11 protein-coding genes are annotated in these 10,645 nt (G+C 66.5%); 7 read left to right on the top strand and 4 right to left on the bottom strand.

All coding sequences use genetic code 11. From position 1 onward, the window contains the following. Positions 1-149 precede the first annotated feature (149 nt). From QOD90_RS00855 to QOD90_RS00845, 3 genes are read left to right on the top strand one after another with little or no spacing between them, the layout of a single operon-like run. Positions 150-644 carry a MarR family winged helix-turn-helix transcriptional regulator gene (locus QOD90_RS00855; RefSeq protein WP_526345715.1) on the top strand — a complete coding sequence of 165 codons (495 nt, stop codon included), beginning with the start codon at positions 150-152 and terminating at the stop codon, positions 642-644. Continuing rightward, positions 641-1,081: an MmpS family transport accessory protein gene (locus QOD90_RS00850; RefSeq protein WP_526345713.1), complete on the top strand. Its 441-nt coding sequence runs from the start codon at positions 641-643 to the stop codon at positions 1,079-1,081. Before QOD90_RS00855 ends, QOD90_RS00850 begins: the two co-directional genes overlap by 4 nt. Then, positions 1,078-3,984, top strand: coding sequence for an MMPL/RND family transporter (locus QOD90_RS00845; protein WP_526345711.1), 2,907 nt, complete (start codon positions 1,078-1,080; stop codon positions 3,982-3,984). Before QOD90_RS00850 ends, QOD90_RS00845 begins: the two co-directional genes overlap by 4 nt. Positions 3,985-4,000: 16 nt before the next feature. Here the strand turns inward: QOD90_RS00845 and QOD90_RS00840 are convergent, their stop codons facing one another. Then, the gene (locus tag QOD90_RS00840; protein WP_526345709.1) at positions 4,001-4,831 is read right to left on the bottom strand and encodes a cutinase family protein; all 831 of its coding nucleotides are present in this window, start codon (positions 4,829-4,831) and stop codon (positions 4,001-4,003) included. 344 nt (positions 4,832-5,175) lie between these two features. Between QOD90_RS00840 and QOD90_RS00835 the strand changes: the two genes are divergently transcribed. Both QOD90_RS00835 and QOD90_RS00830 read left to right on the top strand, forming a co-directional pair. After that, entirely contained in the window at positions 5,176-5,424 is a 249-nt protein-coding gene (locus QOD90_RS00835) for a hypothetical protein (protein WP_526345707.1), read from the top strand. A gap of 37 nt (positions 5,425-5,461) precedes the next feature. Then, positions 5,462-5,713: a hypothetical protein gene (locus QOD90_RS00830; protein WP_526345705.1), complete on the top strand. Its 252-nt coding sequence runs from the start codon at positions 5,462-5,464 to the stop codon at positions 5,711-5,713. 66 nt (positions 5,714-5,779) lie between these two features. Here the strand turns inward: QOD90_RS00830 and QOD90_RS00825 are convergent, their stop codons facing one another. Together QOD90_RS00825 and QOD90_RS00820 are read right to left on the bottom strand one after the other, a co-directional pair. Continuing rightward, entirely contained in the window at positions 5,780-6,427 is a 648-nt protein-coding gene (locus QOD90_RS00825) for a TetR/AcrR family transcriptional regulator (RefSeq protein ID WP_526345703.1), read from the bottom strand. Between the two features lie 85 nt (positions 6,428-6,512). Next, on the bottom strand, positions 6,513-7,910 hold the full coding sequence (locus QOD90_RS00820) for a S1C family serine protease (protein ID WP_526345701.1): 1,398 nt from the start codon (positions 7,908-7,910) through the stop codon (positions 6,513-6,515). Between the two features lie 386 nt (positions 7,911-8,296). On the opposite strand from QOD90_RS00820, the gene QOD90_RS00815 reads away from it, so the two are divergent. Both QOD90_RS00815 and QOD90_RS00810 read left to right on the top strand, forming a co-directional pair. Next, a complete protein-coding gene (locus tag QOD90_RS00815) occupies positions 8,297-8,737 on the top strand; it encodes a YciI family protein (RefSeq protein WP_526345719.1) in 441 nt (146 codons plus the stop codon). After that, on the top strand, positions 8,734-9,900 hold the full coding sequence (locus QOD90_RS00810; protein WP_526345699.1) for an RNA polymerase sigma factor: 1,167 nt from the start codon (positions 8,734-8,736) through the stop codon (positions 9,898-9,900). The genes QOD90_RS00815 and QOD90_RS00810 overlap by 4 nt, the downstream gene beginning before the upstream one ends. A 7-nt stretch (positions 9,901-9,907) precedes the next feature. Here QOD90_RS00810 and QOD90_RS00805 read toward each other — a convergent pair whose 3' ends face one another. Further along, positions 9,908-10,624 (bottom strand): NUDIX hydrolase, encoded by a 717-nt coding sequence (locus QOD90_RS00805; protein WP_526345697.1) that lies wholly within the window; start codon positions 10,622-10,624, stop codon positions 9,908-9,910. Between the last annotated feature and the right edge of the window lie 21 nt (positions 10,625-10,645).

Below are 10,645 nucleotides of genomic sequence, written 5' to 3'. Positions count from 1 at the left end.
AACTGATTGTTGGACAATGACTTTCACCGTCTCCTCAAGCAGTGGACCCCATTCGGGCCAGGCAATCGGCCCGATCAGCCAATCCTTGGAGGCGCCTGTGAGAACGCCGAAGCTGGCCACGACTGGCCGCTACATAGGGTGCGTGATATATGTACCTGGTGGGAAAACAGCCGACCGAGCAGGACGTCAGCGACTCCGTCGGCGAGCTCTTGGATCAGGCGATGGACCTGACCGCCCGTTTCCTGACCGATCGCGCCGACTTGAGCGCGTCCGCCGGATTCGCGATCAACAGGGTGTGCCGTGAAGGACCCCTGCGGCTGACCGCACTGGCCGCCAAGGAGGGCATCAGCCAGCCGTCGATGACTCAGTTGATCAAACGGTTGGAGCGTCAGGGCCTGGTGGCCAGGGTGGCCGATCCGGAGGACGGTCGCGCAACGCTCATCGGGATCACCGAGCACGGCCAGGAAGTCATCGACGACCGGAGACGAATCCGCCGGGAGCGGCTCAGCGAGTTGCTGGAGTCGCTGACCCCCGAAGAAGAGAACGCGCTGTGGCTCTCTGCCCGCGTCGCATTTCCAGTCCTGCGCCGGCTCGTCGCGAATGCGGAATGCCCGCCCCACGATCAGCGGAAGGTGTTGGGATGAAACGTATTCCGATCGGACGGATGGCGAAGGCGGGGTGGATCCCACTGGTGCTGATCGTCGTGCTTGCGGTCTCCGGGCTGGTGGTGTCACGGCTGCACGGGCAGTTCGCGTCCAAGGACCTCAACGCCAACGCCGGCGCCGGCGTCGAGATCGTTCAGTTCAACCCGAAGGTCATGGTGTACGACGTGTACGGCTCACCTGGAACCACGGCCCAGATCAGCTATTTCGACCCTGACGCGAACGTGCACTCGCTCACCGCAACGCTGCCGTGGTCGGTAACCCTGTCGACGACGTTGCCGACGGTCAGCGCGAATCTGATGGCGCGGGCCGACGGCGACCAGATCGGCTGCCGCGTCACCGTGAATGGAACCGTTCGTGAGGAGCAATCCGCCAATGGCGTCGACGCCCAGACCTACTGCCTGGTGAAGTCCGCATGACCCACGCCACCCCCACCGAAACCCCAGTCGAGACCACGGCGCGCCCCAAGCGCCCCCTCTTCCCTCACGCGGTCCGCCTCCTGGCACTGCCGATCGTCTTCTTCTGGGTCGGCGTCGCGGTCCTGGTGAACGTGATCGCCCCGCAGCTGGAAGTCGTCGGCGAGCTGCACTCGGCACCGATGGCCCCCGAAGATGCGCCGTCGATGAAGGCCATGAAGCTCATGGGCGGCAACTTCAAGGAGTTCGACTCCAACAGCACGGTGATGGTCGTGATCGAAGGCCAGCAGCCCCTCGGTCCTGACGCGCACGACTACTACAACGCCATCATCAAGAAGCTGCAGCAGGATCCCGAACACATCCAGCACATCCAGGACTTCTGGGGTGACACCCTGACGGCGGCCGGAGCGCAGAGCGCCGACGGCAAGGCCTCGTACGTGATGATCAACCTGGCGGGCGAGCAGGGCCAGACCCTGGCCAACGAGGGCGTGACCGCCGTCCGCAAGGCCATCGAGGACACCAAGGCGCCGCCGGGCGTCCAGGCCTACGTCGCCGGGCCCGCGGCGTTGACCGACGACCTCCACGTCATCGGCAACGCCAGCCTGGCCCAGATCACCCTGTTCACCCTCGTCGCGATCGCGGGCATGCTGCTGGTGGTCTACCGCTCGATCATCACCACGCTGATCCAGCTGTTCCTGACGTTCCTCGGCTTGCTGACGGCACGCGGCGTGGTCTCGACCCTGGCTCTGCACGACGTCTTCGGCCTGACGACCTTCGCCGGAAACATCCTGACGATGCTGGCCATCGCGGCGGCCACCGACTACGGCATCTTCATCTTCGGCCGATATCGCGAAGACCGCGGAATGGGTCTGGATCGAGACGACTCGTACTACGCCACGTTCAAGTCCGTCGCCCCCGTCATCGTGGGCTCCGGCCTGACCATCGCAGGCGCGACGTACTGCCTCAGCTTCGCGCGACTGCCCTACTTCAGCACCATGGGTGCCCCCGTCGCGATCGGCATGATCGTGGTCGTCGCGATCGCGGTCACCCTTGGGCCGGCCGTGCTCTTCCTTGGCAGCAAGGTCGGTCTCTACGAATCCAAGCGCCCCGCCCAGAGCCGATTCTGGCGGCGGGTTGGCACCACCGTAGTTCGTTGGCCTGGACCAGTATTCGTCGCGAGCCTGTTCATCGTGCTGATCGGCATCGTCGCGATTCCTGGCTACAAGCCGGCGTACAACGATCGCTACTACCTGCCCACCGACGCCCCGACGAACGTCGGGTTCGCGGCAGCCGACCGCCACTTCTCCCAGGCCCGGATGAACCCCGACATCCTGATGGTCAACGCCGACCACGACATGCGCAACCCCGCCGACATGCTGGTCCTCAACGCGGTGTCCCGAAACGTGATGCACGTCGAGGGCATCGCGATGGTCCAGAACATCACGCGACCGTTGGGAATCCCGATCCAGCACAGCTCGATTCCGTTTCAGACGAGCATCTCCGGCCAGACCAACAACATGAACCTGCCCTTCCAGCGGGCTCAATTGGACGACATGCTCAAGATGGTCGACGCGACGAACGTCTCGATCGACATCCTGGAGCGGCAGTATCAACTCTCCCTGCAGCAAACCAAGCTCACCCAGGACTCGGCGGCCAAGTCGCGGGATCTACTCGCGACCACCGAGGAATTGCGAGACCACATCGCGGACTTCGACGACACGTTCCGGCCGATGCGCGCCTACTTCTATTGGGAGCCGCACTGTTTCGACATCCCACTGTGCTCGGCGGTTCGGTCGCTCTTCGATTCCCTCGACGGGATCGACCAGTTGACCGATAGGACGGGAGCGGTGCAGGTCAACACCGACCAGCTTGCGGGCCTCGCTCCGCAGCTGACGGCGCTCCTTCCGCAGACGATCGCGTCGATGAAGGCCAGCAGGGACTTGTCGCTGGCGTCGTACAACTCGCAGAAGGCCTTGCTCGACCAGCTGCAGGCGAGCAACGACACGGCGCTGGCGATGGGTGAGAGCTTTGATCAGGCGAAGAACGACGACCTGTTCTTCCTTCCGCCGGAAGCGTTCCAAAATCCCGACTTCGAGCGCGGTCTCAAGATGTTCCTGTCGCCGGACGGCAAGTCCGCCCGCATGTTCATCACCCACGAAACCGATCCCGCGACGGTCGAGGGCATCGCCAGGGTCGACTCGGAGCGCAAGGCCGCGCAGGACGCCTTGAAGATGTCGTCGCTGTCGAACGCCAAGGTCTACCTCGGTGGAGTGGCGGCGACGTACAAGGACATGGCCGACGGCGCCAAGTACGACCTGATGATCGCCGTGGTGTCGGCGTTGACGCTGATCTTCATGATCATGCTGATCTTGACGCGAAGTGCGGTGGCTGCTCTCGTCATCGTCGCCACTGCGGGCAGTTCCATCGCCGCGTCCTTCGGCATCTCGGTGCTGATCTGGCAGGACCTCTTCGGCAAACCGGTGCAGTGGCTGGTCATGTTGATGTCGGTCATCATCCTGTTGGCCGTCGGATCGGACTACAACCTGCTGCTGGTGTCCCGGTTCAAGGACGAGATCCATGCCGGCTTGAAGACGGGCATCATCCGCTCGATGGCCGGGACGGGTGGCGTGGTGACGTCGGCCGGGTTCGTGTTCGCGGCAACGATGGCGGCGATGATGGGCAGCAAGCTGATCGTGCTCGCTCAGATGGGTTCGACGATCGCGATCGGTCTGCTCGTCGACACGCTCATCGTGCGCTCGCTCCTGATGCCGTCGATCGCGACGTTGCTGGGTCGGTGGTTCTGGTGGCCGCAGGTGGTTTACCCGCGCGGCGACAACCACTTTCGGAAGTCACCGCCCCCGGCGAGCGAGGACAGCGACACAGCCCCGGTGCCAGTGTCGGGCTAGCGCCGTGAGCGCGACGTCAGCCGGCGTGCGCGGCCAACTCCGTCGTGGACGTGGGCACGGCACTCGCGACGAGCTGGTAGAGCGGCGTGACCCAGGCATGCGCCCCGCTCGCCGTCGGTGCGTACGAGGTGTGGATCGCGAGGGCCGCCGGCGACAGTGCGTCCGTGTCGGCGTCGGGGTTGGCGTCGCAGACCGGATCGCCGACGTCGCAGACGCTCACGGTGCGCGCGCCGATCTGCAGCGGCAGCTTCGACGTGGGGGCCGACGCCAGGAAGGAATGCTCCTGAGCGACGCCCTTGCCCGCACTGGGCACGACCGCCGTCGAACCGAGGTTGATGGTGTTGTCGGCGGGCAGCCGGTCACCGTCGGCGACGAGCAGCGCCGCCGCCACATGGGGGTCGTCGGCCAGGTCGTGCAGGTTGCGGTGGATCACCATGGCGCCCTGGGAGTACCCCGCCAGCACCACCTTGGTGTCCGGGCATCGCTCGGTGAACGCCTCGAACTGCTTTGCGGTCGCGTCCGTCCCGCTCTTGACGCTGTCCATGAACCCCATCCAGCCACCGAGGCCGCCCTCCAACGGGACTGGCGCCGCGGGGTACTGCACGGCTTCGGCGGTGATGGTCTGGCCATTGGCGGCGAGGTCATCGCGCAGTTGCAAGTAGGACTGGTAGACCACGCCGCCCATCCCACCGTTCGTGACGAGACCTGCGGCGTCGCGCTGACCCGAACCGGCCGCACCGATCCAGTGGAAGTCGCCGCATCCGGATGCCGCCGCGGCGGTGCCGGTGGCCAGACCGGCCAGCGCTGTGCCTGCCACTAGAACGGCCAATCCCAGACGACGAAACATGTCGAGTTCCCTCCAACCCTGGCGGCAGTGGGTGATTTCCTACCGCCGCGTCAGTCGGTTGATCGCTCCGAGAGGCAGCCGGTGTTACAGATGAGGCGTCCGCCAAGCATCGCCGGCCGAGGGCGGGCGGTCGAGTTGGACTACGAAGTCCCGGACCGTTGTCCGAAGGAAATGGCCCGACCGCTCGTCGCTCTCGACGAACAGGGCCATGAACAGAGTGTTTTCCCCTGCACCGGGGTCCACCCCGACTGGGAATCCTATCTTGACGCATGACGGTTATGGACGATAGAGTTCAGTTCACTTAGTCTTCAGCGCATTCCCGGCAGCATAGATAGGATTCGATCATGAATAGTCGACATACCCGCCGCATCGCCGCGGGCCTTGGCGTCGCTGCCTTCGTCTCCATGGGAGCGCTGACCGCCTGTGGCGGGAGCGAATCCCCCAGCCCGTCGAGCACCACCACGACCACCACCACCGCACCGTCCGTGACGCCCACCGAGAAGAGCATCAACCCCACCGGTGGCAATCTGTTCACGCCGCCCGTGAAGGCGCCGCCGGCACCCACCGCCATCCCCGGCACCCACAACAACTAATTCACCGGCCTTCCGACAGCACAGATAGGACTGCTCCATGCCCAGTCGACATACCCGCCGCATCGCCGCCGGTCTTGGCGTCGCTGCCCTCATCTCGATGGGTGCGCTGACCGCCTGTGGCGGAAGCGAATCCCCCAGCCCGACGAGCACCACGACCACCACCACGGCACCGTCGGCGACGCCCACCGAGAAGAGCATCAGCCCCTCCGGTGGCAACCTGTTCACGCCGCCCGTGAAGGCGCCGCCCGCGCCGACCGGTATGCCGGGCACCAATCACACCGGCGGCTAGACCGAGCAGACCGAACGAGGCGGGCCAGTCATTCGACTGGCCCGCCTCGTCCAATTCTGGGGTGGGTCAGGTCGCCTGGTCGGCTCCACTGGGACGGAACGACTTGATGTGCTCGATCGCGGAATCCAAGGCGGTCTGCATGAGTCGTGGATCGTGGGCTGTCTGCGATAGGAGGTAGCCGCCTTCGACCGCTGCCAACAGGCCGGTGGCCAACGCCGGCGCATCGATCTCGGCCCTCAAGACGCCGGTATCGCGCATGCGCTCCAGCGCCGCCGCGAGGATCGCCCGCCATTCCGCGAAGTGCGCGGCCAGGGACACGCGGGCCTTGTCGTCACTGTCCGACAGTTCCGCCGCCAGCGATCCGAGTTCGCATCCCCACAAGCCGCGACGCAGCGTACAGCGCTGAATCATGGCATCACGCCACTGATAGAGCCCGCGGAAGGAGTCGACCTTCTCCAGCCGGAGGCGCTGCCAGGACAGGATCTCGTCGGCGCGGACGGTGATGACCTCGTACACCAGATCCGTCTTGTCGTCGAAGTGTTGATAGAACTGCGATTTGCTGGTGGCGCTCGAGGACAGCACTTCGTCAATCGTCGTTGCCGCCACCCCGCGCACGTGCATCAACTCCGCCGCCGCGAGCACGATCCGATTGCGGGTGGCGGCGCCGCGCGAGGTCAGCTTCGGCCGCGACACGTCGTGCGATGGTGGCGGCATCACCCAACTGTAGTCCCTTATTTGGACTCTGAAGTCCAACCTAGACAACTGGTTCGGCGGCGTCCCACGGTTGGCCGTCGGCGTCCTACTGCTGTGCCGTACCCAGCGTGACCTGGGTGGACTGGCTCGATCCCGACGCGTCAAGGTAGGTCAGCGTCACCAGGTCCCCCGGCGCCTTGGACCGTACTGCTGCGACCAGTGCCTCAGAGCTGTCGATGACGAGGCCGTCCACCTTGGTGACCACCACGCCGTTCGGCACCCCGGCCGTGGCCGCGGGTCCGCCGTCAACCACCTGGGCGATCGCGGCGCCGGGAGCGTTGGCGTCATTGCTCAGCTGCACCCCGAGCGAGGCGTGCGTGGCCGTTCCCGTGGACGTTAGCTCGTCAGCGATGCGCTTGGCCTGGTCCACCGGGATGGCGAAGCCGAGCCCGATGGAACCGCTCTGCGATCCTGACGAGTTCTCGCCGCCACCCAGCGACGCGATGGCCGAGTTGACGCCGATCAGCTGGCCGTTCATGTTCACCAGAGCGCCCCCGGAGTTACCGGGATTGATCGCCGCATCGGTCTGGATGGCGTCGAGCACCGTGTTCTGGTCCTGGCCCTGGCCTCCGGTGGACACCGGGCGATCCAACGCGCTGACGATGCCAGTCGTCACGGTGCCCTGCAGGCCCAGCGGCGAGCCAACCGCCACCACGTTCTGACCGACCTTGAGATCCTTCGACGAGCCCAGAGCGATCGGCACCAGCCCCGAAACACCTTGGGCGCGAACCACGGCGATGTCGCTCGAGGGATCGGCGCCGACCACGCTGAACGGTGCAGTGCGGCCGTCGGACAACGTCACGGTGGCCGTCATGGACTGCGGGCCAGGGAGCTCCTGCCCACTCGGGGCGGCCTGGCCGCCTCCGCCGCCCTGCCCACTCGGGGCCCCGTCGCCGGTGGGGGCGGCGTTGAGCGCGGCCACCACGTGGTTGTTGGTCAGGATCAGCCCGTCCGAGTCGAGGACGATGCCGGATCCCTCCTCGCTCTGACTGCCCATGTCGATCTGCAGTTTCACCACACTGGGCACGACCTTCGCCGCGACCTGCTCGACGGACCCGGCGGGCAGATCGGCCGTCGGCGCGGCGGCGGCGGGCAGCTGATTGGGCGCGGTGGCCAGTGCGGTGGCGAGACCGCTAGCGGCCGACCTGTCGTGCTGGCTGGTCATTGCGACAGCGCCGGCACCCGCGGACACCAGGGCGATGGCGGCGGCACTGGTGATCACGACACCCACGCGGGATCGCTTGCGCGGCTGCGAAATAGCTGCCATCGGGGCCGTAACGGCCGCTTGCGGGTGGTGCCGGGGGTCATACGGCGACGACGGCTGTTGGGCGTAGCGCCAATCGTAGGGCTGACCGGGTTGGCTCGAATAGTGCTGCTCCACAGTGGGATTGGTGCCAGGATCCTGACCGGGCCGATGCAGCGGGTACCGCGGGTGATTCGTCATGTCTTGGCGTCATACTTTCTTCAAATGGACAGCAAAGCGTTGACACCACCATGCCCTCGGCATCTGAGACAGAACTGAGAGCACGTTCTGTACAGGCCAAGTCTTTTCGCTTGCCGACGACTTCGCCGAGAGCGAAATCGGCAAATCCCCGACGGCGTCGGCTGCGCTGCGCTTCGCGGGAACAAGGAACGCGGTCCCATCGGTGTCCGATCGGCAGGGCGTAGATCGGACGCGGCAGCGGTGCGGTGTCGCCAAACCGTCCCGCTCACCAGGGCCAAAATGTCCGCGGGAGAATTCTCGGGAAGGAATGTCGAGAATTCTGCCGCCACTCCGTCCCAGGGATGAGTGAGGCAAGAATGGGCCGCACCGCACAGAGGGAGATCTCGATGGCCAAGTACCTGATGCTCAAGCACTACCGCCGCTCCGCCGGACCCGCCAACGTTGCCACCCCCGGCGCCGATTGGTCGGCCGCCGGTGTCCCGATGGATCAGTGGACGCCGCAGGAGATCGATGCCCACATGAAGTACATGAGTGACTTCGCCGCAAAGCTCGAGGCGACCGGTGAATTCGTCGACTCGCAGGCGCTGTCGCAGGAGGGCACGTTCGTCCGCTACGACGGCCCGGGTCGCCCGCCGGTCACCGATGGTCCGTTCGCCGAAACGAAGGACCTGATCGCAGGCTGGATGATCGTCGACGTGGACGGCTACCAGCGGGCGCTCGACCTCGCCGGCGAGCTGTCCGCCGCCCCCGGCAAGGACGGCGAGCCGATCTACGAGTGGTTGGAGATCAGGCCGTTCTACGGCGCGCCGACCACCGTCACCGAGTGACCGGCGACCCCAGCGACGATCTGCTGCGGGAACTCGTCCCCGCCGTTCTCGGCGTTCTCGTCCGCCGCGGAGCCGACTTCGCGACGGCCGAGGACGCCGTTCAGGAAGCTCTCGTCGCGGCCCTCCGTAGCTGGAGTTCCGATCCGCCGGACGATCCAAAGGGGTGGCTCGTCACCGTCGCGTGGCGCAAGTTCCTCGACCTGATCCGCTCGGACGCCGCCCGGCGCGGCCGGGAGGAGCGGCTGCTCGCAGAGCCCGAGATGGGTCCCACCGAGAGCACCGATGACACCCTCGACCTGTATTTCCTGTGCGCTCATCCGTCGCTGACGCCGGCTTCGGCGGTCGCGCTCACGCTGCGCGCAGTTGGCGGCCTCACCACCCGGCAGATCGCTGCCGCATATCTGGTTCCGGAAGCCACCATGGCTCAGCGGATCAGCCGTGCGAAGCGCGCCGTGACGGACGTCCGCCTAGACCAACCCGGAGACCTTGGCACCGCTCTCGTGACGCTGTACCTGGTGTTCAACGAGGGCTACTCCGGAGACGTCGACCTCGCGGCGGAGGCCATCCGGCTGACAAGGCAGCTGGCCAGGGTCACCGACGACGCCGAGGTCAGTGGGCTGCTCGCGCTGATGCTGCTGCATCACGCCAGGCGCGATGCCCGCATCGGCGCCGACGGTCGCCTGGTTCCCCTCGCGCAACAGGACCGCACCCGATGGCGGTCCGATCTCATCGCCGAGGGAGTCGAGCTGCTCCAGACTGCACTCGTCCGCGACGCGCTCGGCCCATATCAGGCGCAGGCGGCGATCGCGGCCCTGCACGCCGACGCCGCAGCAGTCGAGGAGACCGACTGGGTCCAGATCGTCGAGTGGTACGACGAACTGCTCGCCATCACCGACAGCCCGGTGGTCCGGCTGAACCGGGCCGTCGCGGTCGGTCAGGCCGACGGATCCCGCGCCGGACTGAGCGCTCTCGCGGACGTCGATCCGACGGTGCCGCGCCACCAGGCAGCTGCGGCCTTCCTGCACGAGCAGGGCGGTGACCTGGCAACGGCGGCGATGCTCTACGTCGAGGCGGCGGCGCGTGCCCCGAACCTCGCCGAACGCGACCACCTGACCCGCGAGGCCGCCCGGCTCCATCAGACCCTGCGTGAGCAAGAGAAGTAGGACAGCCCTACTTCCAGGCGAACACCGGTTGCTCCAAGTGGTCGACCGGGTCGTGGCGCCCTTCCAGGCACAGCCAGCGCAGCTGCAGCAGCACCGCACCCGTCGGCGCGTGGATGAGATCGTTTCCCAACGGCATCTGCACGACGGGCCGTGGGCTCTCGGGGATCGTGATGAAGCGCGGCGAGTCCTCGCGTTGCAGTTGATGCAGCCCCACCCGGTAGGCGGCGACCACCTCGTCGGGTGAGGGCCGGAGCTCGAGGCGGCCGCCGCCCCAGATGACCACCGGGGTGATGACGTACCCGGATCGGGTCGGGTAGTCGTCGAGGAGACCGAGCACGGACTCCTCCGCCAATTCGACGCCGACCTCCTCGTCGAGTTCCCGCAGCGCGGCGTCGACGGCGGACTCGCCCGGGTCGACGCGACCTCCGGGCAGCGCCCATTGCGCGGCATGCGCCCGCAATCGAGAAGCCCTGCGGCACAACAGGAACGCCGCACCACCCGACACGTCGACCATGCGTCCGTCGAGCCCGGCGTCCATGGGCCGACCGTCGATCCAATCGTCCACGGGGGCCGGATCCACCCTGTCCTCGCCGACTTCGGAGTCGACGAGCACCACCGCCACGGCCGCATGTCGCTTCGATGAGTCGGTCACCTCGCGGCGGTGATGGCCCGCGAGGTGCCGCCTGACCCGTTCGCGCAGCGTTTCGTCGTAGGTGATCGTCACCGCTCGACCATAATCGGGTGC

It is taken from the genome of Mycobacterium sp., assembly GCF_032161845.1.
Lineage (GTDB): Bacteria > Actinomycetota > Actinomycetes > Mycobacteriales > Mycobacteriaceae > Mycobacterium.
The sequence above is the reverse complement of the archived record's forward strand: the minus strand, read 5'-3'. Positions and strand labels throughout refer to the sequence as shown.

What these genes read in the sequence shown, in the direction of transcription:
- QOD90_RS00845 (WP_526345711.1), top strand. Translation starts at nt 1,078, where the DNA reads ATGACCCACGCCACCCCCACCGAAACCCCAGTCGAGACCACGGCGCGC.
- QOD90_RS00850 (WP_526345713.1), top strand. Translation starts at nt 641, where the DNA reads ATGAAACGTATTCCGATCGGACGGATGGCGAAGGCGGGGTGGATCCCA.
- QOD90_RS00815 (WP_526345719.1), top strand. Translation starts at nt 8,297, where the DNA reads ATGGCCAAGTACCTGATGCTCAAGCACTACCGCCGCTCCGCCGGACCC.
- QOD90_RS00825 (WP_526345703.1), bottom strand. Translation starts at nt 6,427, where the DNA reads ATGCCGCCACCATCGCACGACGTGTCGCGGCCGAAGCTGACCTCGCGC.
- QOD90_RS00830 (WP_526345705.1), top strand. Translation starts at nt 5,462, where the DNA reads ATGCCCAGTCGACATACCCGCCGCATCGCCGCCGGTCTTGGCGTCGCT.
- QOD90_RS00840 (WP_526345709.1), bottom strand. Translation starts at nt 4,831, where the DNA reads ATGTTTCGTCGTCTGGGATTGGCCGTTCTAGTGGCAGGCACAGCGCTG.
- QOD90_RS00855 (WP_526345715.1), top strand. Translation starts at nt 150, where the DNA reads ATGTACCTGGTGGGAAAACAGCCGACCGAGCAGGACGTCAGCGACTCC.
- QOD90_RS00820 (WP_526345701.1), bottom strand. Translation starts at nt 7,910, where the DNA reads ATGACGAATCACCCGCGGTACCCGCTGCATCGGCCCGGTCAGGATCCT.
- QOD90_RS00835 (WP_526345707.1), top strand. Translation starts at nt 5,176, where the DNA reads ATGAATAGTCGACATACCCGCCGCATCGCCGCGGGCCTTGGCGTCGCT.